The following is a 24,151-nucleotide window of genomic DNA, read 5'->3' as shown; positions in this document are numbered from 1 at the left end:
ACCCGGCAGCTACGGCACCCGGCGGGACCCCAGCGCGGCTTTGAACGCTGCCGCCGATGAGTCGCTGCTGTTGATGCGCCAGTCCGTTTCCTTCTGCAGGTGGAACCAGACGAAGCCCACCACGTCCGGCTGGGCTGCCAGGTAGCTCACCAGATCGGTGTTCCACTGCGCCTTGGAGCCGCCGGCCTCAGCGGATGCGGTCTCGGCGATCAGGATGGGGACGCCGGGCGCGCGTGTCCGTAGCTGGGCTATCCCGGGTGCGAAGAGGTCCTGGGGCGAAAACCAGCTGCTCCACGACGCGGAGGCGCCCCAGTTGTACCCGTCGAGGGCCACGACGTCCACGTAGCTGGCGCCCGGGAACAGCCCCGCAATGTCGGTCGAGCCAAAGTACGGAACATTCGGGCTCCATATCCAGGACACGTTGCTGGCGCCGGTGGCCGCCACCACATCATGCACATGCCGCCAGGCCTGCACGTAGTCACCGGACTGGTTGCCGTTCACGCCCTCCGCCCACGGGTACCAGTTGCCATTCATTTCGTGCGCGAACCTCAACTGGACGGGCTGGCCCCAGGACGCGAGCGCCTGACCCCACTGCGTAATGTAGGCGTCAAAGTCGCCCGCCGCGATCCGGTCAAGAGCGTAGGCAGGCTGCGAGAGCCCGCCGCCCCATGCCCACGGCTCCCACGTGACCAGCGGGACGGCTCCGCGCGCCCGCACGGCGTTCATCTCGGTGATGGGCGGAGCCTGCAGGAAGTCCTTGTAGAACAGGACGCTCGACGGGCTTTCCCCCGCAAGCTGTGACACTTCATCCAGTTCGGCACTGGCCAGCGGGCCGCCCGCCGTTGCCACCCCGAAGCGGAGCGCAGCCGTGCTGACGGGAGGGATGGCGGGAGCGGAGGAAGTGAGGGTGAAAACGGATGAGGCTTTGATGGAGGACGTCTTCGCTGTGATGGTCAGCGGTCCAGGGGCCGCAACCGGCAGGGTGATGGACGTGCTGAAGGCACCGGAGGCCGCTGTTTTGAAGGAAAAAGTGGCGGACCCGACTATGACGGTGCCCGTGGTGGAAACCTTGAATCCCTGAACACAGCGGTCCCCGCAATCGGCTGGTGGCCCGGACAGCCACAGGTCAGTTCGGTGCCGGCAGACACTTGTCCCGATCCTAAAGCTCAACAGGTCCACTCTGATCAAGATTGGCGCAAACTTTTTTCGGAAAGCGCATTCCATACGCGGGCGAGCCCTACTGTAAAGAGGCAAGGATGTGGCCGCACCCGTTATCCCGGTTGTGCAGGGCCAAGGGAAGGGGTGTCCAATGGATGGACAGGATGGCGCCGGCCACCCGTACGTCGACCCCTCCGTGCTGCAGACCCTTCGCTGTGAACTCGAGCCCGACGCCGAGTACTGCGCCGTGTTCGTCAACAGTTACATTCAGCAGCTGCCGAGACGGCTCGACCGGCTCCGCCACGCAGTTGAGGCCATGGACCTGGATGCCGCCATGGACGCCGTCCTGAGCGTCAAGACCTCCAGCATGATGGTGGGTGCGGCGTACCTGGGCCGGCTCGCGGATGAGCTCGAAACCATCCTGAGGCATTTGGAGTCCCACCCGGAAACGGTGGCTGAGCAGCCGCCCAGGCTTCAGCTGGCGCTCCTGGAAAGCATGGACGCGTGCACCGACCAGACCGTGGCCGGCCTCTCGGCAGCCGCCGCGGCCTAGATGTACCCGGCCACCTAGACCTTCAACAGCCAGCGGCCGGGCCGCACCCCGGGTTCAGCGTTCCCCGGATCAGCGTTCAGCAGGGGCCAACCGGTAGCCGACACCGCGGACCGTCTGCAGCCAGCGCGGGTTCTGCGGGCTGTCGCCCAGTTTCTTGCGGAGGTTTCCCATATGCACCTCGACGGACCGCTCATCGGCTTCCGAAATGTAGCCTCCGACGTCGTAGGGTTCGTCCCGCAGCCGCCTCACCAGTTCCGATTTGGTCCGCACCATCCGGCCCGCTTCCAGGAGGGCGTGCAGCAGGTCGAACTCGGTTCGCGTCAGGTGCAATTCACGCCCGTCCACGCTCACGGTGCGGGCGTCGTAGCTGAACTCGAGTCCGTTGTGCGTCAGCGTCCGGCCCGTCCCCGCGGCGACGGCGGGGGCCTTGCCCCCGGCGGCGGAGTCCGACGTCGAACGCGGACGCCGCATCATGGCGGCAACCCGCGCGCGCAGTTCCCGGGGACGGAATGGCTTGGTCAGGTAGTCGTCCGCACCGGATTCGAGACCGATAAGAGTGTCCAGTTCTTCGGCGCGGGCGGTCAGCATCACGATGTAAGCGTCGGAGAATTCCCTGATCTGACGGGCCACTTCGAAGCCGTCGATGTCCGGGAGGCCCAGGTCCAGCGTGATGACGGCGGGATTGAGGTCCTTGGCGGCGATCACTCCTGCCGCCCCGCTGCTGGCCACTTGGACATCGAACCCGGCTTGGACCAGCACCACCCGCACCAGTTCACGGATGTCGTGATCATCCTCGATTACCAGACCCACACGTGATTCACTCATCGCAGCCCCCTCAGCCCGCTTGATACCGTCAGAAGTATAGCGCTCGGCGGATATCGTGGGAGGCATGCGCCCAGTAAACCGCACGTCTTTAAATACCCAGCCATGAGCCGCAACGTCACGTGGGACCTTTCATCCGACCGGATCCTCTTCTTCCGCCGGCCATTCCATGAGTACTCGCTGCGGGGGCGCGTCGCCCTCAGCCAGATACCGCTCTCCATCACAGCAGGGCTCACCGCCGTGCTGATGCTGCTGTTCTTCCCCGTGACGCTGGGTAATCCCCTGTTCGTCGCGTTCCTTGCCTCGCAGGTCGTGATCCTGGGCATGTGCTACCTCACGCCGTGGGAGCGGCTGCCGTTCGGGAGCTTCCTGGTGATTCCCGTCCTTGACTTCGTCTCCATCGCCCTGGGAAGGGAGGGCGGGCAGGAGGGTCTGACCGGGATCAGCCTGCTGGCCGTCTTCCCGGTCATTTGGCTCTGCGCGTCGGGGCTGTATCCCCGGGCTTCCCTGCTGGTTTCCTTCCTCGCACCCCTGGGCATCATCTGGGTGCCCCTGTTCCTCCGCGGCGACATCAGCGGCCAGGATCTGGCGCGTATCCTGCTGTTGCCGGTGATGATGCTGGGGATCGGCGTATCGGTGAGCGTGCTGACGCTCAGCATGGTCCGCCAGCAACGGGACCTGGAAGAAAAGGACGCCCAACTGCGGCTCACGTTGAAAGAGAGCAAAAGGCAGGAAGGCCTGCTGAATTCCGTGCTGGAAACAGTGCACCTGGGCGTCCTGGCAGTGGATGCCGACGGACACGACGTCCTGATGAACCGGAAGCAGCGGGAGAACCACCGGCTCGCCACGCCTCCGGGGCACGACGATCCAAATGAATCACAGCTCCTGGTGTTCCAGCCTGACCGGACCACCAAGGTACCGGTCGAAGAACGGCCGGTCCGCCGTGCCGTGCTGGGCGAAAGCTTCACGGACAACCTGGTGTGGCTTGGCAGCGGAAGCGGACAGCGCGCCATCACCACCAGCGCCCGCGCGATGCGGGACCAGGACGGCGCCTTCGCCGGCTCGGTGATCGTGTTCAGCGACGTCACCGACCTGGTCAACGCCCTGGCTGCCAAGGACGACTTCGTGGCCAACGTGTCCCACGAGTTCAGGACGCCGCTGACCTCAATCCTCGGCTATGCGGAACTGCTGCTGGACGACAGTGACGGAGTGCCCGAATCCCATCGTGAACCGCTCCTGATCATCCGCCGTAATTCCGAGCGGCTGCTGGGGCTGGTGTCGGATCTGCTGGCGAGCCGGAGCGGGCAGCTCATCGTCAGTCCGCAGGCGGTGAATGTGGCCGAACTCGTGCGCGCCAGCGTCAGTGCCGCGCTCCCCCGCGCCGCCGCCTCGAAGGTGCGGCTCCGGGCGGACGTTCCCGAACGGCTGGAGGCGCACGTGGATTCCGGGCGCATGTCGCAGGTACTGGACAACCTCGTGTCCAACGCCATCAAGTACTCGCCGGACGGCGGCGACGTGGTGGTGTCGCTGGACTCTGAGGGGCAGGACGTGGTGTGCGAGGTACGCGATACAGGCATGGGCATGAGCGACAAGGACCAGGCGGAAGTGTTTACGAAATTCTTCCGGACCGGCAATGTGCGGAACACGTCCATCCCGGGCGTGGGGCTTGGCCTGTCCATCACCAAAGCCATCGTTGAAGCGCACGGCGGGAGCATCCACCTTCGCAGCGCGCCGGGCGAAGGCACCACGTTCACCGTCAGGGTTCCGGCCTAGGGACCGGCAAGTGGCCCGCCGTCAGGTTTTGGGCCGGTACTGCTCAATCAATGTCCGCGCCATCGCCTGCGCACGCTTGGCGGCGTCCGCATCGCCCTCCGTCGCGGAGATGATGGACCCCTTCATGAGGATGTGCCACGACCGGGAGAAATCCTCGGTGTCCCGGAGCCCCGCTTCCTCGGCAAGCTGCTGGATGTGGCCGCGGATCCGGGCGAGGTAGTCGATGCTTGCCCGCCCCAGCGGATGGCTAGCGCCCATTTCCAGCAGAATATTGATGAAGGAGCACGCCTCAAAATCGTCGCGCCGGAACCAGTCACCAAACACGTCGAAGATGGCCAGCAGCTGCTCCACGGGTGTTCCGCCGCGGCGGCGCGCATCAGCGACGATCATGTCTACGGTCCAATGGCGGTCGCGCTGTTCGAGGAAGGCAAGCACCAGTTCGTCCTTGGATGAAAAGTGCCGGTAGAACGTTGCCTTGGCCACGCCGGCGCGGCTGATCAGCTCGTTGACGCCCACGTCCCGGATCCCGCGGCGGGAGAAGAGCTCGTAGGCCGTATCAACGACCCGCTGCCTCGCGTCGGCGCCACTGATGGCCGCCTCGCCCTCCGGGGCGGCCTTAACCGGTGCAGCCTCTAACACTGCGTGCTCTTCCACTGCAGCGGCAACCGCTGCGTTGTCTGGCGTGGGATTCATTACAAATAGTCTAGCGCAGAGGGGAGACAGACTTGTCTGTCTGAGATAAAATTCTCTACATTCCGGTCGGTCGAATTCCCAGCGTTTGAGCCAGAGCGCTTGTGCCACAGGAAGGTAAGAGATGCCGAAGAAATTGTTGTCAACCGTTGAATCCCATCAGGGCGTTTCACGGCAGGCGCGGTCCGGGATCCATGCCGTTGGGGGGCCCGCACGCGGGCGCGTGAATCTTGAGCCGATTCGTCACCAGTCGTGGGAAATCATCAATGCAATCCTGATGGACACCGATCCGGAAGGGTCCGAAATCCGCAATCAGCTGCGCCGTTGCCTTGACAAGAACCAAGGCAACCCTGAGAGGGCTTTGCTCATGCACCTCATGTCAATGCCGGGCCGCTCCGAGCCCGTCATCGTTGATTAAGTCCTGCCTGCCGCACCACTTCGCCCCAGGACTGCTGTGCAAGGTCGGCAACAGCTGCCAGGATGTCCGCCGGCGGCAGGGACAGATCAAGCGGGTACTCCACCACGTCGATGTCCGTGTTCAGGATGCGGCGGAGCTTCATTTCCCCCGCGCCTGCGTACACAAGCCAGGCGGTGGGGACGCGTAGGGCAGTGCAATAGGCCAGCATCTGGAAATGGTCTGCGGACAGGGACGCGCCCTGGTCCGTGGCCGCCCGGTATTTCGTGTCATAGACCACCACCGGGCGCCCGCCGAGCAGGTGCACTGCGTCCGGATTCACCGTCAGCCGGTCGGAGTCGCGCACGGCCTCGTTCAGCAGTGCGTTGTACTGCAGCCGCATCTCGCCGGGATGGGCAGCCATGGCTTCGCGGAGGGCGGTTCCCACGAAGTCCTCGAACACCTGCCCCATGTCCACCACGAACGACGCCGTCTGTTGCTTTCCGTCGCCCGCCTCGGCTGAGGCGTTGCGCAGGATCACCTCGGCGAGGCGGAGCACTGCGTGGTACCGGGTGTTCATCCGGGTGGCCTGCCACGACGGCAGCGGAGCCCCGGACTGGAGGCGCGTGACGGCGTCGAGCTTTCCCTTCAGCTGCCGCAGGCGGCTCTGGACGTCGGGCCGCACGCGCGGAACCTGGGCCATGCGTTCCAGGGCGGCCCGGAGGATGCGGTTCTCCGCGATGTCTTCGGTGAATTCGTCGTAGGAAACTTCCAGCGGCACCAGCATTCCAGGCCGGCGCGAAATCTGGTCCGAAATCCGGATCCTGCCCTTCACCGTACGCAGCGATTCGTCGACGGTGAGGTATCCCTGCAGAACGCCGCGGCTCAGCGCCCGGTCCGCCAACTGTGCCAGGGATTCCGCCAGCGCACTCCACAGGTCCGAGTCTTCGACGGCGGCCACGGGGTCGTCCCGGAAACCCTGGTTCCCCGCATAACTGAGGAGGAACAGCAGCCGGTTAAGGCCGAGCCGGTCCTTGGGCCGCACTTCCAGCTGCACCGTGGGCGTACGCACCGACCCCACCATGCCCACCGGTTCGATCCTGAACAGGCCCATGCCCATGGGCGACGCCTTGGCCAGGCCGCTGGCGTTCACAAACGCCGCACTTGCAGCGTCGAGCTTGTCCACGACTCCCCCGGACAGCTCGTCCAGGATGATGTGGCGCACGGCCTTGCCGGCGCTGGAAGGCTGCCGCGCCGGCCGCGGCGGCACGGCCACAGGCGTTGTTCCCTTGTCGGGGAGCACCCCGTTAGCGTGATGCAAGGCGCCCCAGCAGCTGCTCGAGCCCGAAGCGCTCCTGCAGCTGTGCCCGGTTCAGCTGGCCGTGGTAGTGCTCCTCCAGGAGCGGCATGAGCTCGTATTTCCAGATCCGGCGCAGGCCGGAGGGAGTCTGGGCTGCCTTCTTCATGAAGTAGGACGGCCCGATCATGAGGTCGCGGTCCCACTCGTCAATCGCATCATTGAGGGCGTCGAGGAGGAGGGCCGGGGTGGTGTCCAGGTTCCGGGCCTGCAGGAAGCGCAGCAGGGAGCCCTTCACCGGTTCCGTCTTGGGGTGCAGCTCGATGAACGAGAACCGCCTGCGGATGGCGGCGTCCATCATGGCGATGGAGCGGTCCGCGGTGTTCATGGTGCCGATGATGTACAGGTTGTCCGGGAGCGTGAACGGCTCGTTCGGGCTGTACTGCAGGTAAATGCGGTCGTCACGGTATTCCAGCAGGAAGTACAGCTCTCCGAATACCTTGGCCAGGTTGGCGCGGTTCATCTCATCGATGATCAGGAAGTAGGGCTTGTTTTCGTTCCCGGGCTTGGCAGCCTCTTCCGCGAGGCGGCGCAGCGGTCCGGCCACGAGCTTGAAGGACACCTGCCCCTCGTCGGTCTTGTCCGGCCGGAAGCCTTCGAAGAAGTCCTCGTAGGCGTACGACGGGTGGAACTGCACCAGCTTGACGCGTTCATCGGTGCTGTCTCCCGCAAGCTCGGCCGCCAGGTGCTTGGCGAGGTAGGTCTTGCCCGTCCCGGGCGGACCGTAGAGCACCAGCTGCCGGTTCTCCTCCAGGAGTTCGGCGATTTCCTGCAGCGGTTCGAGGTCCATGTGCAGGGACGCGGCGAACTCCTCCGTCAGCGGACGGAACCCCTCCGGAACCGGTTCGACGACGGCGGCCGGCGCGGCGGCGTCGTCGTCCTCCGCCTCCGCTTCGGCGGGCAGCAGCGCCTGCAGCGCCTGCACCACCCGGGTGACGTCCACGATGACCCCCGGCGTGGCCAGCTGGCGCTGGACGTGGCGGGGAAGATCGGCCATGTTGTGGGCTTCGTCGAACCAGCGGACCTTGCGGCGCATCCGGCGGTTGTCCTCGTTGTGTTCCGGTTCGCCCAGGACGCCGCCCAGGCGGACGGCGCCGGCGTGCTGGTACAGGACCAGGTCGCCCGGCTTCATCACCGTCAGGAACGCAAAAATGGCTGTCTTGTTGTCCTCACGCTCCACATAGCCCAGGTGCTTGTAGTCCTCGTCCACGGCGTGCTGCACGACGCCCGCGGTGACCCCGGGGTCCAGAAGCCGCAGATGTTCGACGTCGAGCGTCACCTTTTCCTCGCCGTGCCACGCCGCGAGGAGGTCCTTCACGTCATGGTGCGTGCGCAGGAGCCAGGCGCGGCGGCCCGGATCCCCCACCTTGCGCCACTGGCTCACCAGCTGGCGGGCGTACCAGTCGATGCGCTGGCCCGCCTGCTGGTCCAGGTAGAGACGGATGCGGTGGATGTCAGCGGTGATTTCTGCTTCGCTGTCGCCCTTGGCGCCGCCCACCAGCGACGCGAAGGCATCCCGGATTTCCTGCCGCTCCACGTCGGCCACCACCGGCTCGAAGTAGCTGGGCCACGCAAGGTACTCGAGGCTGCGCCGGATCGCCGGCTGGTCATCCGGCGTCCCGGCCGCGAGCAGGTGGAAGGCGAGCGGATCCTTCAACGCCTTGGTCATGGCATTCGTGGACTGCTGGTCCACGTGCTGAACGAAGCGGCACAGCCACTTCAGGTGGTCCCAGATAGTCCAGTTGAATTCGGCAGTCCGGTCGCGGATGACACCGTGGTCCGTCATGCCCTCGTAGAGCTCATCCGGCAGTTCCAGCGGCGGCTCCAGCCAGGAGGCCGCCTCAGCCACCCGGGCACGCTTGACCTTCAGCGACTTGACCTCGTGCGCCAGCGGCAGCGACTGGAGGAACAACAGCTCAACGGCCAGCTGCTTGGCTGCGCGGGAGGCATCCGAAAGGTTTTGCCGCAGGTTGGTCATCATGGGCGCCTTCGAATCAGCGACGCCCCGCTCCAGCCGTTCCAGCAGTTCGGCGGCAGCTGCGGTGGTCCACGTCTGGGTCCGTCCGTCCAGCGCTGACGGCTTTCCCTGCAGGCCTGCCCCGAGGACAAACCACGCCGCGTCCTCGATCTCCTTGGAGATTCCGGGGGCGCGGGTCATGGCAGGCTTCGCGGTGGGGGTCATGCGTTCAAATTTACAGGGTTAACCTGAGCGGCAGCACCACGGACACCGCAGGTTACTGCCTGGTAGCGCTTTAGGCATTATGTATGTTTACTTGGCCCCACCGTGGCTTTCGGCCCTATGAACCCGGGAGCGCCGGCCATAGGCTGGCGGCACCAAAAGGAGCGTGCCATGACTTTCCAAGACGTCACCCAGAAGATGTTTACGGCCATAAGGGGCACCGGGCTCAGCCGCGGACCGGACAGGTGGCTCGGCGGCGTGTGCGGCGGAATAGCAGCCAAACTTGGCGTGGACCCCAACGCAGCGAGGATCGTCTTCCTGGTCCTGGCCCTGGTGCCGGGACCGGCCCTCACCTTCTACATCTGGGCCTGGATCCTCCTGCCGGACAGCATTACAGGCCGCATCTACCTCGAATCCTGGCTGAGTAACGACTCCGTCACCTGAGCCGCGACGTGACGCAGGCAGATCCGGCGCAGACGGGCGCTGAACATGCTGGCGCCCCGCTCCGCAGTTACGGCCCGCTGACCGGACTCAGTTCCCGCGAGGTGCAGTCACGGACGGAAGCGGGATACACCAACGAGTCCTCCACGCGACCGTCGCGGACGCTCTGGCATATCTTCAGGGCCAATGTCCTGACACTTTTCAACGGAATCATTGCCGCGTGTTTCCTGATCATGCTGCTGCTCAACGAGTGGAAGGATGCGCTCTTCGGCTTCTCGGCAACCGCGAACGCCATCATCGGAATCGTCCAGGAGTTCAGGGCCAAACGAGCCCTGGACCGGTTGGCCGTCCTCACGGCGCCGCGTGCCCGGGTAGTCCGCGACGGGGCAGTCACGGACATCCCGTTCGCTGCCGTGGTGCGGGACGACGTGCTGCTGCTCCGGGCGGGCGATCAGGTAGTGGCCGACTCCGTGGTGCTCAGCGCAGAGGGCCTGGAGCTGGATGAGTCCCTCCTGACCGGCGAATCCAAGCCGGTTGACAAGGCCGCCGACGCTGAAATCCTCTCCGGGTCAAGCGTGGTGGCAGGCTCCGGCATGGCACGCGCCGTGAGGGTGGGCGACGATTCCTTCGCGGGCCGCCTGACCGCCGAAGCCCGGCGCTTTTCGCTGGTCAACTCTGAGATCCGCGGCAGCCTGAACCGTGTGCTCCGATGGATCGCCTGGGCGCTGCTGCCCATCATGGCGGTGGTGGCCAATGGTCAGATCCAAGCCGCCGGCGGCTGGGATCCGGCCTTTGCCAGCGGCACGTGGCGGGAGGCGCTGGTGGGCGCGGTGGCCAGCGTCACCGCCATGATTCCGCTGGGCCTCGTTCTGATGACCAGCCTGGCGTTCGCCGTGGGGGCCGTCCGGTTGAGCCGGAACATGGTCCTGATCCAGGAACTGCCTGCCGTGGAGGTCCTGGCCAGGGTGGACATGTTGTGCATCGATAAGACCGGAACCCTTACCGAGGGAGGCATGAGATTCGATGCCCTGCATCCAGTGGGAGCGGCGTTGCCTGACGGCCTGGAACTGGCCCTGGGCAGGCTGGCCGCCACCGGAGGCAACGCCACCGCCGGCAGCCTCGCCGTGGTGTTTGGCGATGACGGCAGGCTTCGGCCGTTGGTGTCGGTGCCCTTCTCATCAGCCCGCAAATGGAGCGCCCTGAGCCTTGGCCGCGGCACCCCGGCACCGGGGACCTGGGTCCTAGGGGCTCCGGAGCTGGTGCTGGACCCTGGGGTCCCGGGTAACGGTGTGGCGCTGGAACAGGCAGCCGGGCTGGCGGCGAGCGGACTGCGGACCCTGGTCCTCGCCCACCGCGCCGCCGCACTCACGCCACAGGAAGCGGGGCAGGACAGCCCTCCGCGGTCTGTGAGGGCCGCGGCGCTGCTGACTTTTCGCGAAACCGTTCGACCCCACGCCGCAGAGACCTTGGCCTACTTCCGGCGGCAGGGTGTCCAGGTGAAGGTTTTCTCCGGCGACGATCCCCGGACCGTGGAGTCCGTTGCCCGGGACGTGGGCCTGGCGGCGGACGGTTACGATGCACGAACGCTCCCCGCGGACGCCGATGCCCTGGCCGGCGTCTTGGCGGAACACCACGTCTTTGGCCGCGTCACGCCCGCCCAGAAGCAGGCCATGGTCAAAGCATTGCAGGATCAGGGCCATGTTGTGGCCATGACCGGAGACGGCGTGAACGACGCCCTGGCGTTGAAGGCCGCGGACATCGGGATCGCCATGAACACTGCCGCTGCCGCCACAAAGGCAGTGTCGCGCCTGGTGCTGCTGGACGGCAGTTTCTCCCGGCTGCCGGAGATCGTGGCCGAGGGCAGGCGGGTCATCGCGAACACCGAGACGGTAGCAATGATCTTCCTGACAAAAACGGCCTACGCCGTATTGCTGTCCGTAGTGTTCGGCGCGCTGCTGTGGGGCTTCCCGTTCCTGCCGCGCCAGATGTCCATCACCGATGCCCTCACCATTGGAATCCCGGCATTCTTCCTGGCCTTAATGCCCAACGCCGGACGCTACGTGCCCGGGTTCCTAAGGCGTGCACTGGCATTTTCCGTTCCGGCGGGGCTGGTTGTTGCCGCAGCAGTGCTGGCGGTGAATGTCGTTGCCGCCCTGACCGGGGCGGCCCCGGACGTCATCCGGACCGGTTCAGTGCTGGCCCTTTCGGTCATTGCCTTGTGGGTGCTGGCAGTGCGGTCCCGGCCGCTCAACGGCTGGCGGCTGCTGGTCATTGCCGCCATGTTCACTGGACTGGCGGGGCTGCTGACCTTGCAGGCTGCCACCGACTTTTTCGAGCTGCCAGCCCTGCCGCCGGATCTGCTGGCCATTTCCCTCGGCGTGGGAGCCGCCGGGAGCGCTGCCATAGAAGTCCTGGGCCGGTGGCACCGGCGCCGGTACAGCCTGCAGGGCTAGCGGGCAGTTGCCGCCGAGCGCCGGGGCAGGTTCTTCCGCCCGAACGCGAAATAGCTTCCCGGACCGACGAAGTTGATCAGCGTGACCATGCGCCACACGGCCTTGCTGCCGCGGATCTGTTCGGCCGGCCGCTTGGAAATGTCACGCTGGGCCGCAATCAGGAGTGAAAGCTGCACCGCCCCCACAATGACGGTCCCGATGCGTGCCAGTGGCGGCAGGTCCTTCCAGGCCTTCTTCTTTTTCCTGGTGTCCTTCTTCGTGGCCATGGCCGGTGCTCCTTGCTTCCGATGGTTGGTGCTTCGTGCTGGCGGTCATCTAGTGTCGATCATAGGGACGCAGCCCTGTCCCGGGGTAGGGGCTTTGGGCTCAGGCCGTAAAGGGGGCCATCCGCTCCTTCTGCTCCGGAGTCAGGCGGAGCACCCTGCCGGTGCCCTCATCCACGAAGGCCAGGTGGGTGGTGGCCTTGACGCAGTCTTCCCGGGTCACCGGGTCCTGCAGCAGGTAGTGGATGTCGAAGCTGGCGCCTTTGACGGCGCCGATCCACACCTGGACCACTGCCGGCACATTCCGGTATTCGAGCGTCCTGACATAGCGGATTTTGTGCTCCACCACCAAGGCCATGGTGCCCTCTTCGACGTCGTTGAAAAGGGACACCTGCGGTTCGACGCCAGGCAGTCCAGGGCCGCGGGGAGGCCCAAAGGCCGCAATGCGGGCTTCCTCCAAAATCCGCACCACCTGAACGTTGTTGACATGGCCATAAGCATCCATGTCTCCCCAGCGCATCGGTACGAGGACCTCGATGCGCCGGTCGGCCGACGGGGCGGCGCTCAACTGTGCACCGCCGTCGCGTTATCCGCTGAATTCTCCACGGCCGCGTCAGCGTCCTCGCCCGCGAACTGGGACATGTAAAGGCGGTGGTAGGCGCCATTGAGTTCCAGGAGGGCGTGGTGGCTGCCTTGTTCGACGATCCGTCCGGCTTCCATCACCAGGATGGTGTCGGCGTCGCGGATGGTGGACAACCTGTGCGCAATCACAAAGCTGGTGCGGTCCGTCCGGAGGGCAGCCATGGCTTTCTGGACCAGGACTTCCGTGCGGGTGTCCACGGAGCTTGTTGCCTCGTCCAGGATGAGCAGGGACGGGTTGGCCACAAAGGCCCGTGCGATGGTGATGAGCTGCTTCTCGCCCGCGCTGACGTTGTTGCCTTCTTCATCGATGACCGTGTCGTAACCGTCAGGCAGCGCCCGGACGAACCGGTCCACGAATGTTGCCCGTGCCGCTTCCATGACCTGGTCCTCGGTGGCGCTGAGGTTACCGTACTTGATGTTGTCGTAGATGCTGCCGCCGAACAGCCACGCATCCTGCAGGACCATGCCCACTTTGGCACGCAGTTCGGAGCGGCTCAGGTGGGTGATATCCACGCCGTCCAGGGTGATGCTTCCCGAATTCAGCTCATAGAACCGCATGACCAGGTTGACCAGGGTGGTCTTGCCTGCTCCGGTGGGGCCGACGATTGCCACGGTGTGGCCCGGCTCGGCGGTGAAGGACAGGTCCTCGATCAGGGGCTTGTCCTCCGAGTAGCTGAAGGTGACGTGCTTGAACTCGACATGCCCGTCTGTCTTAGCAGGCAGGTGCTCGGTGGCAGTCTCGGCATCCTGCTCCTCGGCATCCAGGAATTCGAAGACCCGCTCAGCCGAGGCAACGCCGGACTGCAGCATGTTGGCCATGCCCGCCATTTGTCCCAGCGGCTGCGTGAACTCGCGGGAATACTGGATGAAAGCGGTGGCGTCGCCCAGGCTCATGCCGCCGGAGGCCACCCGCAGGCCGCCCACCACCGCGATGCCCACGTAGCTCAGGTAGGAGAGGAACTGCATGACGGGCATGATCATGCCGGACACGAACTGGGCCCCGAAGCTGGCCTTGTACAGGGCTTCGTTCCGTTCGTCGAAGCGTTCCAGGATGTCAGCGTCGCGGCCGAAGACACGCACCAGGTCGTGGCCGGAGAACGATTCCTCGATCTGGCCGTTGAGCTGGCCGGTGTTCTTCCATTGCGCTGCGAACAGCTTCTGGCTGCGCGAGCCGATGATGCCGGCGGCCACGCCGGACAGCGGCAGCGCGACCAGTGCGATGAGGGCCAGCTGCCACGACACGATGAACATCATGATCACGATGCCGATGACCGTCAGCGCCGAACTGAGCAGTTGCGCGAAGGCCTGCTGCAGCGCCTGCTGGATGTTGTCGACGTCGTTGGTGACGCGGGAGAGGGTGTCGCCGCGCTGGCGGGTGTCGAAGTAGTTCAGCGGGAGGCGGTTGAGCTTTTTCTCCGTGTCGTCACGCAGTTTGCGGACCACGCGCATCACCAGCACGTTCAGGACGTAGCCCTGCAGCCAGGTGAAGATGTTCGCCACGAAGTACATCACCAGCACCACGCTGATCAGGAACGACAGTTTCTGGAAGTCGATTCCCGAACCCGGGACAAGTTCCATTTTGGCGACCATGTCAGCGAAGTTGTTTTCGCCCTGGGCGCGCAGCCCGTCCACGAACTGGTCCTTGCTCACCCCCGCGGGCAGTTGCTTTCCCACCACGCCCCCGAAGATGACATCCATGGCCTGCCCCAGGATTTTGGGAGCCACGACGTTGAGGACGACGGCGACCGTCACCATGGCGAGCACCAGGGCGATGCCGGCGGATTCGGGTTTCAGCAGGCCCATCATGCGCTTGGCGGACGGCCAGAAATGCTCCGCCTTCTTGGCCGGCGTGCCGCCGAACATGTCGCCGTCGGCCTCGGTGGGCTTGTACTCCTCTTCGTAGAAGTCTTCATCGTCCAGGGGGACGGTTTCCTGGCTGGCGGCGGGTTTCTGGTCGGTGCTCATGCCACTTCCTCCGCGGTCAGCTGGGACTCGACGATTTCCTGGTAGGTGGTGGAACTGTGCAGCAGTTCCTGGTGCGTTCCCCGGTCCACGATCCGGCCGTTGTCCAGTACCAGGATCTGGTCGGCGTCGGCGATGGTGGACACCCGCTGGCCCACAATGATCACCGTGGCGTCCGCCGTTTTTGCCTTGAGTGCGCGGCGGAGCCGGGCGTCGGTGGCGACGTCCAGCGCCGAGAAGGAGTCATCGAACAGGTACACCTTGGGTTTGGTGACCAGGGCCCGGGCGATGCACAGGCGCTGGCGCTGGCCGCCCGAGACGTTGGTGCCGCCCTGGGCGATCCGGGAACCGAGTCCGTTCTTCTTCTCCCGGACGAAGTCAGCGGCCTGGGCCACCGTGAGGGCGTCCCACAGTTCCTGGTCCGTGGCCTCCGTCTTGCCAAAGCGCAGGTTGTGCTCGATGGTCCCGGAGAAGAGGTAGGGCCGCTGCGGCACCATGGCCACACGGCCGGTGATTTCGGACCGGTCAAGGTTGGTGACAGGGACGCCGTCGAGCAGTACCTCGCCGGACGCGACGTCGTAAAGCCGCGGTAGCAGCGACAGCAGGCTGGTCTTGCCGGCACCGGTTGAACCGACGATGGCCACGGTCTGGCCGGGCTCGGCAGTGAAGCTGATGTCGCTCAGGACAGGCTCTGCCGCCCCGGGATAGGCGAACGACACGTTGCGGTACTCCACGCGACCGGTGCGGTGGGCGGGCGCCACCGGCGCCGCCGGTTCATGGATGGAGGGCTCGACGTCGAGCACTTCACCGATGCGGTCCGCGCAGACCGAGGCGCGCGGAATCATCATGGCCATAAACGTTCCCATCATCACCGCCATGAGGATCTGCAGGAGGTATTGCAGGAAGGCGGTCAGGGAGCCGACCTGCATCTCTCCCGCCTCCACGCGCTGGCCGCCGAACCACAGGACGGCTGCAGTGGAGACATGCAGGATCATGCCGATGGCCGGGAACATCAGGACGAACAGGGCGCCGATCTTCAGGGAGACGTCCGTGAGTTCGCGGTTGGCCTCGCCAAAACGCTTGGATTCGTGCGGTTCCCTGACAAAGGCGCGGACCACGCGGATGCCGATGATCTGCTCGCGGAGAATGCCGTTGATACGGTCGATTTTCGTCTGCATCGAGCGGAAGAGCGGCATCAGGCGGACCACGAGGTATCCGACGACGGCCACAAGCACCGGAACGGACACCCACACCAGCCAGGACAGGCTCAGGTCCTCGCGGAGGGCCATGAAGATGCCGCCGATGCACATGATGGGTGTTGCCACCATGAAGTTCAGGCCCATCAGCAACAGCATCTGCACCTGCTGGACATCGTTGGTGCCGCGCGTGATCAAGGTTGGGGCGCCGAAGACGTTGACATCTTTGGCCGAAAAGCTCGTGACTTTGCGGAAGACCCCGCGTCGAAGGTCGCGGCCGAAGGCCATGGCGGCCTTTGAACCGAAGTACACGCCGGCAATGGCGGTGGCCACCTGGATCAGCGCAACCCCGAGCATGAGGCCGCCAGTCCTCCAGATGTAGTCCGTATCCCCTCGGGACACTCCCTCATCGATGATCTGGGCGTTCAGGCTTGGTAGGTAGAGCGCCGCAATGGTGGAAGCCAGCTGGAAAAGAATGACAGCCGCGATATACGGCAAATACGGCTTCGAGTAGCGCCGTATCAACGTGACAAGCATGCCCGGGGGTCCTTTGGGAGGTGCGATGTGAGTGCAAGAAAGTAATACCAGCGAGGGCCGACACTCTTAGCGTTCCCACTCTACGAAATCTGTTGCCTCAGCGAAACAACGTCCGGTGAATATCATCCGAAGGGCGTAGCGACTCAGGGTGGCTATAGCTTCCCACGTGCACCCTGTTACAGGTGGAACGGGTGTTAGCCCGCGACCCCCTGCGGAGCAACCTGTGAAAAACGAGTGGCGAGTCAAGTATCGGTTACTCGCGACCGCCCCCGTGCCTGGGGATTAGCGTGAAGTGGTCAGTCATTGACAACTCTGCAGGAGAATCGCAGGTGATCTGGGCATCCGCGACCATCGGTCGGCTCCTCCGTGGGCCCCGCTCCTGCAGTCTGGTCAGTCCACAATGATCCAGGAGAATCCCATGAAGAGAATCCTCGCAACTGCCGGGATCGCCGGCATTGCGTTAGTAGGCGTCACAGCCCCGGCGAATGCCGGCGACAAGGACAACAACAACGGTGCGAACGGCGACAAAAAAGTCAGCATCTGCCACGCCACCGGCTCGGAAACAAACCCCTACGTCCACATCACGGTCAACGAAAACGCGCTCAACGGAAACGGCCATGCCTCGCATGAGGGTGACATGATTCCGGCGCCGGCGGCCGGCTGTCCCGGCGGCGGCCACGGCGGGGGCGGGGGCGGGGGCGGGGGCAAGGATGATGACCATGGCCCGGACAAGGTCACGATCTGCCACGCCACGGGATCTGAGAAGAATCCCTACGTCGTCATCACCATTCCGGAGAAGGCCTGGTGGCACGGCCACAAGGACGGCCACAACGGCCGCGCCGACATCTATCCGGTCCCGGCCGGTGGGTGCGTCGCTGAAGAAGAGGAAGAAGAGGAAAAGCCGCCGGTTGTCGTCCCGCCAGTGGTCGTCCCGCCAGTTGTCGTGCCGCCGGTCGTCACACCGCCTGCAGTCACCCCGCCGGCACCCGTCGGAGCGGCAGCAGCACCCGTGGGAGCCGCAGCGGCACCCGCCGGAGCGGCAGCAGCAGTAGTACCGGTGGTCAACCGGGGGTTCAACGCCCAGACGGCGGCCGGCAGCCAGCCCGACGGCATGCCGGCCTGGTTCGGTGGCCTGGCAGCGCTCCTCGGGGCAACGGGGCTGATTGCCCTGAGGCAGCGGGGACGCCTGCAGGTGCCCGGGTCCAAGTAATACCGATCCTGCGGTGAGGACGGGCATCCGCCGCCACGGCGCGATGCCCGTCCACACACACTCCACGGAGGAGTTCCGATGTCCTTGCCCGGCTACAAGCCCGCAGCACCCGAGGACGCAGCCCCGGGCGACCCGTCCCCCAAGCACCTTTCCCTGGAGCGGCCGTCATTCGTGCGCCGTTCCCTGCGGCGCCTGTCCCTTCTGCGAGTGCCACTGAACCGGCTCTCCTTGAACCGCGGTGACCGGCTGTTGCTGCTCGCCGGCGTCGTAGCCTTTTTCCTTCTCACGTTCCTGCCCGGCATCGTCACTGCCGGGAACACCTCCGGCGAAGCCGGACTCCACCTGGCAACTGCGCCGTATTCTCGGGCCGACAACCCGGCCACCGCCTATTCCCCGCCTGACACGTTCCCCTGGAGCGGCAAGGGTTCGGCCGCGGAAGCCGTCAAAGGCGCCGCTGCTGCGCCGCCGGCCCAGCAGCCGCCGAGCCTTCCCAACTATCCGCCCGCCGCGGCACCCACCCGCATCGTCTATCCCGCGGCCGGCCTGGATGTCACCATTCATCCGCTCACACCGACGCCGGAGGAACTCGAGTCCCAGGCGATCGTGCCGCCCATCACCGTGGACGGCTACTGGGTGTCCAGCCTCGGCATGCCCGGCGCCGGGTCCACCAACACCACCTACATCCTCGGCCACAGCTGGGAGGACCGCGACGCCCCGTTCAACCGGCTGAGCGCGGCCAGCGCCCCGGGCGACGTCTTCGAGGCCACAACGGCTACGGGAACCATGCGATACCGGGTGGATTCAGTGGATACCTACCTCAAGTCAAGCCTGAAGGACAGCCCGATCTGGACCGGCTTTCCCAACCGCCTCGTCCTGATCAGCTGCTATACGGAAGACCCTTGGGGAAAAAACGTGGTGGTGGTTGCGTCACCTGTCCCCGAGCCCTGACCGTCACGGAGCTTTGACCATAGCGGAGCAGACGACGACGGCGGCACCCGGCCGCCGTCGTCGTCCTTGCCGTTCGGTGGGCGCGGATTACTCGCTCCGGTGCCGTCCGTGCGTTGCGATGTAGTCAGCCGCAGCGCGCTGCAGCTTCCGCTCCTTGGCCAGCTGCCGTCGGAGGGTGGCGAGCTCCCCGCTGATGCGTGACTGTTCGGCGGCGATCTCGCGCTGCCTGCTGAGGACCTCGATGAACTCCCGGTCGAGGTCGACGATGCCGGGCCGGCCCGCCGCGGAAAGCCCGCCGCCGTCCTTCCCGGCGTCCTTTACGGCGTCGATTCCGGCATGGTTGTCCGAGCCATTGTCCGCTTCGTCGCCGGCGGCGGAAGGGCTCCCGGCGGCCGCCGGTGCGGCAGCCGGCACGATGTCCACGGTCCGGCGCAGCGGTTGTTCCTTGATGAACAGGATCGCGACGAGCGCGACCATGCCAACGACCGCGGAAATCAGGAAAATCTCGGCCGTCGCGTCGCCGTAGGCCGCCCGCATGATGTCCCGGATGGGTGCAGGCATGTCCTGGAGGTCCATGCTGGCACCCGCGGATCCGCCGGCCGGAATGCCGGCAGCAGCGAGGCCGTCAGCTGCCAGTTCCTTGACCCTGTTGGCCAGGACGGCGCCGAGCACGGACACACCGATTGCGCCGCCCACCGAGCGGAAGAAGGCCACGGAGGCGCTTGCGGTGCCGATGTCCGTGGCCCGGACGGTGTTCTGGACCGCCAGCACGAGGTTCTGCATCAACAGGCCGAGACCCAGCCCGAGGACCGCGGTGTAGAGGCCGGTCAGCCAGAGTTCGGTGATGTGGTCGATGGTTCCGGCCAGTCCCAGGCCGCCGATCAGAAGGATGGAGCCGGCAACCAGGTAGCGCTTCCATTTGCCGGTCCGGCTGATGAGCTGGCCCGACAGGACCGAGCCGATCAGGTTGCCTGCGATCATGGGCAGGGTCAGCAGGCCCGCTTCGGTGGGGGTGGCCCCGCGGGCCACCTGGAAGTACTGGCCCAGGAAGGCGGAGGATCCGAACATGCCGACGCCAACCGCGACGGAGGCCAGGATGGCCAGTGCGGTGGTGCGCTCGCTGATGATCTTGAGCGGAATGATGGGCTGTTCCACCTTGGACTCCACCACAACGAGCAGGGCCAGGAGAAGCACGCCACCGCCCACCATGGCGGCGGTCTGCCAGGACCACCAGTCGTAGTACTCCGGGTTTCCGGCGAAGGACACCCAGATCAGCAGCAGGCTGACGCCGGACGTGAGCAGGATGGAACCGAGCCAGTCGATCTTGGCGGGGCGCTTGACGTGCGGAAGCTTCAGCGTGATCTGCAGCAGGATGAGCGCAATGACGGCCAGCGGGACACAGACAAAGAAGGTCCAGCGCCAGCCCAGCGGGCTGTCCACGATGAATCCGCCCAGCAGCGGGCCGCCGGCGGTACCCACGGCCATCACGCCGCCCATGTAACCGGAGTATTTGCCGCGGTCCCGGGGCGGGATGATGGAGCCGATGATGGCCTGCGCCAACGCCGTGAGGCCGCCCATGGCGACGCCCTGGATGACGCGGGCGGTCAGCAGCAGCGGGATTGTTTCGGACAGGCCGGCCATGACGGAACCGGCTACGAAGATCACGATGCTCAGCTGGACCAGGAGCTTCTTATCGAAGAGGTCAGCGAGCTTGCCCCAGATCGGCGTGGTGGCGGCGTTGGCCAGCAGTGCCGCCGTGATGACCCAGGCGAAGTCGGTCTGCGTGCCCTTGAGCTCGGACATGATGGTGGGCAGCGCGTTGGCCACGATGGTGCTGCTGATGATCGCTGTGAAGAATGCAGCCAGCAGGCCGGTGAGGGCCTCCATGATCTGGCGGTGGCTCATCGCAGACCGGGGCGCCTGGGTGGAGGACTGCCGGGAGGATGGCGACGACTGCTGTGGTGTCGTGGACAGGGCCCGGGACGGACCGGTGGCTGTGGCGTGGCTTGCCATGGGCAGCTCCTAAACGGTTGGAATGATTTCGGTGGGTCCGGCCGTCTTTGCCCGGGCTGAGTCCCTCAGGGATTCAGCAAGTTTCTTGAGGATTATCGCGGTCTCTTCGGCGTCGTACTGGCTCCAGTCCTGCAGGTACCCCTGGAGGGTCGCCGTGCGCTGCTGTTCTATTTCGCGCAACTTGCCCGCTCCGGCCTCGGAGAGCGCCACCAACTGGGCCCGTCCGTCCTCGGGATCAGGACGGCGGACCACGAGGCCCTGCTCTTCCAGATCGGCAATGTGCCGGCTCAGGACGGGAGCGCTGACGCCGAGCCGGGCGGCGAGATGCGTGGCCCGGGACTCCCCCTCCCCCACGAACCGCAGGACGCCCTGGAGCGCCACCCCGGTGTCCTGCCCGCGCAGGCCGGCGACTGCCACACACCGGACTGCCCGCTGGAGGTCGAAGATCCGGTAGACGAGGTCGGCGGCGGTTTCCGGTGCGACTGCCATGATGAATATCCCCTTTATTTGCCTTAGGCAACTATATCCGAAAATGGTTGCTTCAGGAAACTAACCAGCGGGGAGGGTGCGGACCGGGGTGCCGGGCTGCCGGGCTGCCTTAAACGCCAAGCGCGAACGGACAGTTGAGGCCCCGGGTTGGGGCCTCAACTGTCCGTTCGCGCTTGTTGTGGTGCGGGTTAGGTTGGGCGGTGCGGCTAGTGGCTGTCAGACGTCCAGGTGCGTGGGGCCGAACATCTTCAGCAGGGTTTCGACGACGACGACGTTCGGGCCGTCCGCGGCGAAGCCCGCCTTCAGGGCGTCCCCCACGTCTTCCGGCGCAACCCGCACGGCCGGGACACCGAAGGCTTCGGCGAGTTTGACGAAGTCCGGGCGGGCCAGCTCGGTGGCGGTGGCCTTGCCAAAGGCACCCACCATGTACTCGCGCAGGATGCCGTAGCCGCCGTCGTCCACGATCAGCCAGGTGACCGGGACGTTGTGCTGTTTGGCCGTGGCCAGTTCGGAGATGGAGTACATGGCCGAACCGTCACCGGAGACAGCCAGCACGCGTGCGGAACTGCCGGGCCGGCCGGTGGTTTCCAGGCCTACCGCTCCGCCGATGGCCGCGGGGAAGCCGAAGCCCAGTCCGCCGGCGCCCTGGGCGGAGTGGAACTGGCCCTCGCGGGCATCCCAGCAACTCCAGGCCCAGTACGCGGAAATGGTCATGTCCCAGAAGGTCTGCATGTCCGCGGGGACTGCTTCGCGGATGTCCGCCATGAACTTCAGCTCTTTGCCGAGGTCCTGGGACTCGAGCCGGGCCCTGACTTTGGCCAGGGACTCTTTGACCAGTGTTTCCGGGGAGGTGCCGTGCCAGTCCGCCCGCTCGCCGTGCGGCTCGGTCAGCGCCTCGTCCAGCGCCGCGAGGCCCTGGCCGGCGTCGGCGCGGATGCCCAGGCCCGGCCGGTTGGATTCCAGGACCCGGGGTTCCGCGTCGATCTGGATGATCCGTCCCCGCGGCTCGAACGTGAAGTAGTTGGACGTCACCTCGCCGAGGGAGGAGCCGATGACGATCAGCACGTCCGCGTCCTCGAGCAGGTCCGTCATGTACCGGTCCTCAATCCAGGACTGTAGCGACAGCTCGTGGTTCCACGGGAACGCGCCGTTGCCGCCTGGGGTGCAGATCACCGGCGCGCGCAGCTTTTCGGCAATGGACAGCAGCGACTTTTCCGCCCGACCGCGGCGCGTGCCGCCGCCGGCGATGATCGCCGGACGTTCCGCCGTCGACAGCCATTTCACGGCTTCCCGGACCAGCTCCACCCGGGGCGGGTTGTCCGCCGCTTCGGCGAGCGCGTCTTCCACCGGCGGGACCATGATGGGATCCAGGAGGACATTCTGCGGGATCTCCAGCCAGACCGGGCCCTGCGGCGAGGAAATGGCCTCGGTCCAGGCGTCCTGGATGGCCGAGGGGATGCCCGAGGCGTGCTGGATCAGCCGCTGGCTCTTGGTGACGTTGGCGGCGGAGGCCTTCTGGTCATCGAGCTGGTGCAGCATGCCCTTGCGGCGTGCTCCCAGGCCGTCGAGCGGGATCTGGCTCGCCACCACCACCATGGGCACACCGGTGGCGTACGCTTCCTGCAGCCCGGCCAGGGACGTCAGCGCTCCGGGGCCCGTGGACAGGAAGAGCACCCCCACCTCTCCGGTGGCACGTGAATACCCGTCGGCTGCAAACGCCGAGTTGTTTTCCACCCGCGACGACACGAAGTGCAGGTTGCCCCGGCCCATCGCATCAAACAGGCCCAGCGCGTGCTGGCCAGGTATGCCAAAGACCGTCTTCGCCCCCAGCGCTTCAAGGGTCTCGACGACGAGATCCCCGCCGTTGCGGACGCCGGTCACCGGGAGACGCCGGTCGCGACGGGCCGGGCAGCGGCGGCGAAGCCGGCCTGGTGCAGGGATCCCTGTCCGGGGGCACCCTGGCCTAGCGCCTGCGCGGCGTAGCCGTTGGCAGCGCCGAACCTGTTGCCCTCCACGGCCGAGTCCGCCATGAGGGTCACGAGTTCGTAGGCGACGTGGCTGGCCGCGACACCGGTGATTTCAGCGTGGTCGTAGGCCGGTGCCACCTCAACAATGTCCGCGCCCACTAGGTTCATGCCGCGGAAGCCCCGGATGATCTCCAGCAGTTCACGGCTGGTGATGCCGCCGGCTTCCGGCGTTCCGGTGCCCGGTGCGTGCGCGGGGTCCAGCACGTCGATGTCCACCGAGATGTACAGTGGGCGGTTTCCGATGCGGTCCCGGACCTTGGCCACGGTTTCCAGGACGCCCTGGTAATAGACGTCGGCGGAGGTGACGATGCCGAAGCCGAAGCGGTGGTCGTCGTCGAGGTCCTTCTTGCCGTACAGCGGGCCGCGGGTGCCGATATGGCTGATGGCCTCGGTGTCGAGGATGCCCTCTTCGACGGCGCGGCGGAACGGGGTGCCGTGGGTGTATTCAGCCCCGAAGTAGGTGTCCCAGGTATCCAGATGGGCATCGAAGTGCAGCATGGCCACCGGCTCGCCGGCGCGCTCGGCAGCGGCCCGCAGCAGCGGCAGCGCAATGGTGTGGTCACCGCCGAGGGTGACAAGCTTGCTCCCGCCGGCCGTCAGGTCGAGGGCGTTCTGCTGGATGGTTTCGATGGCCTCGTTGATGTTGAACGGGTTGACGGCCATGTCCCCGGCGTCGGCCACCTGGACGTTCTCGAAGGGGCTGACGTCCCATGCGGGGTTGTAGGGGCGCAGCAGCCGGCTGGCCTCGCGGACATGGTTGGCGCCGAAGCGGGCACCGGGGCGGTAGGAGACGCCGGAATCGAAGGGAACTCCCACCACCGTGATGTCCGCCTTGGCCACCTGGTCCAACCGCGGCAGGCGGGCGTAGGTTGCGGCCCCTGCATAGCGGGGAATACGGGATGAATCGATGGGGCCAAGGTTGCCGTTGGCCTCGATGCGCAGCTCTTCCAAAGGAACGCCTCTCCTTCGAGGATGGATCGGTAGTGTGACACCCATCATACACTGCAGTTTCCCACTGTGCATCAAGTGTTTACCAATCCATCC

General features: G+C 65.8%; 20 protein-coding genes. 7 read left to right on the top strand and 13 right to left on the bottom strand.

Annotated elements, in window-relative coordinates; translation table 11 throughout:
• Positions 1-9 precede the first annotated feature (9 nt).
• On the bottom strand, positions 10-1,125 hold the full coding sequence (locus tag Q8Z05_RS12335; protein ID WP_305943554.1) for a glycoside hydrolase family 26 protein: 1,116 nt from the start codon (positions 1,123-1,125) through the stop codon (positions 10-12).
• Between the two features lie 184 nt (positions 1,126-1,309).
• Here Q8Z05_RS12335 and Q8Z05_RS12330 point away from each other — a divergent pair, with 184 nt between their 5' ends.
• A complete protein-coding gene (locus tag Q8Z05_RS12330; RefSeq protein WP_305939923.1) occupies positions 1,310-1,711 on the top strand; it encodes an Hpt domain-containing protein in 402 nt (133 codons plus the stop codon).
• Between the two features lie 69 nt (positions 1,712-1,780).
• Here Q8Z05_RS12330 and Q8Z05_RS12325 read toward each other — a convergent pair whose 3' ends face one another.
• Positions 1,781-2,536: a response regulator transcription factor gene (locus Q8Z05_RS12325; RefSeq protein ID WP_305939922.1), complete on the bottom strand. Its 756-nt coding sequence runs from the start codon at positions 2,534-2,536 to the stop codon at positions 1,781-1,783.
• 102 nt (positions 2,537-2,638) lie between these two features.
• On the opposite strand from Q8Z05_RS12325, the gene Q8Z05_RS12320 reads away from it, so the two are divergent.
• A complete protein-coding gene (locus Q8Z05_RS12320; RefSeq protein WP_305939921.1) occupies positions 2,639-4,306 on the top strand; it encodes a sensor histidine kinase in 1,668 nt (555 codons plus the stop codon).
• 21 nt (positions 4,307-4,327) lie between these two features.
• Here the strand turns inward: Q8Z05_RS12320 and Q8Z05_RS12315 are convergent, their stop codons facing one another.
• The gene (locus Q8Z05_RS12315; RefSeq protein ID WP_305939920.1) at positions 4,328-4,999 is read right to left on the bottom strand and encodes a TetR/AcrR family transcriptional regulator; all 672 of its coding nucleotides are present in this window, start codon (positions 4,997-4,999) and stop codon (positions 4,328-4,330) included.
• Between the two features lie 121 nt (positions 5,000-5,120).
• On the opposite strand from Q8Z05_RS12315, the gene Q8Z05_RS12310 reads away from it, so the two are divergent.
• Positions 5,121-5,414, top strand: a complete 294-nt coding sequence (locus Q8Z05_RS12310) for a hypothetical protein (protein ID WP_305939919.1) — start codon at positions 5,121-5,123, stop codon at positions 5,412-5,414.
• On the opposite strand, the gene Q8Z05_RS12305 is transcribed toward Q8Z05_RS12310, so the two are convergent.
• On the bottom strand, positions 5,401-6,660 hold the full coding sequence (locus Q8Z05_RS12305; protein WP_305943553.1) for an McrC family protein: 1,260 nt from the start codon (positions 6,658-6,660) through the stop codon (positions 5,401-5,403). The two genes, Q8Z05_RS12310 and Q8Z05_RS12305, sit on opposite strands and share 14 nt — an antisense overlap.
• Positions 6,661-6,697: 37 nt before the next feature.
• On the bottom strand, positions 6,698-8,929 hold the full coding sequence (locus tag Q8Z05_RS12300; protein WP_305939918.1) for an McrB family protein: 2,232 nt from the start codon (positions 8,927-8,929) through the stop codon (positions 6,698-6,700).
• A 168-nt stretch (positions 8,930-9,097) separates the two neighbouring features.
• On the opposite strand from Q8Z05_RS12300, the gene Q8Z05_RS12295 reads away from it, so the two are divergent.
• Positions 9,098-9,370, top strand: a complete 273-nt coding sequence (locus Q8Z05_RS12295) for a PspC domain-containing protein (RefSeq protein ID WP_305939917.1) — start codon at positions 9,098-9,100, stop codon at positions 9,368-9,370.
• Positions 9,371-9,378: 8 nt separating this feature from the next.
• On the top strand, positions 9,379-11,820 hold the full coding sequence (locus Q8Z05_RS12290) for an HAD-IC family P-type ATPase (RefSeq protein WP_305939916.1): 2,442 nt from the start codon (positions 9,379-9,381) through the stop codon (positions 11,818-11,820).
• Here Q8Z05_RS12290 and Q8Z05_RS12285 read toward each other — a convergent pair.
• The 4 genes from Q8Z05_RS12285 to Q8Z05_RS12270 all read right to left on the bottom strand — a co-directional run bounded on the left by Q8Z05_RS12285 (position 11,817) and on the right by Q8Z05_RS12270 (position 16,420).
• On the bottom strand, positions 11,817-12,086 hold the full coding sequence (locus tag Q8Z05_RS12285; protein WP_305939915.1) for a PLDc N-terminal domain-containing protein: 270 nt from the start codon (positions 12,084-12,086) through the stop codon (positions 11,817-11,819). The two genes, Q8Z05_RS12290 and Q8Z05_RS12285, sit on opposite strands and share 4 nt — an antisense overlap.
• A gap of 100 nt (positions 12,087-12,186) precedes the next feature.
• On the bottom strand, positions 12,187-12,603 hold the full coding sequence (locus Q8Z05_RS12280; protein WP_305943552.1) for an acyl-CoA thioesterase: 417 nt from the start codon (positions 12,601-12,603) through the stop codon (positions 12,187-12,189).
• 44 nt (positions 12,604-12,647) lie between these two features.
• Complete coding sequence (locus Q8Z05_RS12275) at positions 12,648-14,690, bottom strand: ABC transporter ATP-binding protein (RefSeq protein ID WP_305939914.1); 2,043 nt, start codon at positions 14,688-14,690, stop codon at positions 12,648-12,650.
• A complete protein-coding gene (locus Q8Z05_RS12270) occupies positions 14,687-16,420 on the bottom strand; it encodes an ABC transporter ATP-binding protein (RefSeq protein WP_305939913.1) in 1,734 nt (577 codons plus the stop codon). Before Q8Z05_RS12270 ends, Q8Z05_RS12275 begins: the two co-directional genes overlap by 4 nt.
• A gap of 418 nt (positions 16,421-16,838) precedes the next feature.
• Between Q8Z05_RS12270 and Q8Z05_RS12265 the strand changes: the two genes are divergently transcribed.
• Positions 16,839-17,630, top strand: coding sequence for a hypothetical protein (locus Q8Z05_RS12265; protein WP_305939912.1), 792 nt, complete (start codon positions 16,839-16,841; stop codon positions 17,628-17,630).
• A 78-nt stretch (positions 17,631-17,708) separates the two neighbouring features.
• Positions 17,709-18,578, top strand: a complete 870-nt coding sequence (locus Q8Z05_RS12260) for a class F sortase (protein ID WP_305939911.1) — start codon at positions 17,709-17,711, stop codon at positions 18,576-18,578.
• 87 nt (positions 18,579-18,665) lie between these two features.
• Here the strand turns inward: Q8Z05_RS12260 and Q8Z05_RS12255 are convergent, their stop codons facing one another.
• The 4 genes from Q8Z05_RS12255 to speB form a co-directional block, all read right to left on the bottom strand.
• Positions 18,666-20,591: an MFS transporter gene (locus tag Q8Z05_RS12255; protein WP_371745858.1), complete on the bottom strand. Its 1,926-nt coding sequence runs from the start codon at positions 20,589-20,591 to the stop codon at positions 18,666-18,668.
• Positions 20,592-20,600: 9 nt separating this feature from the next.
• Positions 20,601-21,080 carry a MarR family winged helix-turn-helix transcriptional regulator gene (locus Q8Z05_RS12250; RefSeq protein WP_305939910.1) on the bottom strand — a complete coding sequence of 160 codons (480 nt, stop codon included), beginning with the start codon at positions 21,078-21,080 and terminating at the stop codon, positions 20,601-20,603.
• 216 nt (positions 21,081-21,296) lie between these two features.
• Positions 21,297-22,961: a thiamine pyrophosphate-binding protein gene (locus Q8Z05_RS12245; RefSeq protein WP_305939909.1), complete on the bottom strand. Its 1,665-nt coding sequence runs from the start codon at positions 22,959-22,961 to the stop codon at positions 21,297-21,299.
• The gene (speB, locus tag Q8Z05_RS12240; protein ID WP_305939908.1) at positions 22,958-24,058 is read right to left on the bottom strand and encodes an agmatinase; all 1,101 of its coding nucleotides are present in this window, start codon (positions 24,056-24,058) and stop codon (positions 22,958-22,960) included. The genes Q8Z05_RS12245 and speB overlap by 4 nt, the downstream gene beginning before the upstream one ends.
• Positions 24,059-24,151 lie beyond the last annotated feature (93 nt).

Origin of the sequence: Arthrobacter oryzae (assembly GCF_030718995.1) — a bacterium.
Classification (GTDB): Bacteria; Actinomycetota; Actinomycetes; order Actinomycetales; family Micrococcaceae; genus Arthrobacter; species Arthrobacter oryzae_C.
The sequence above is the reverse complement of the archived record's forward strand: the minus strand, read 5'-3'. Positions and strand labels throughout refer to the sequence as shown.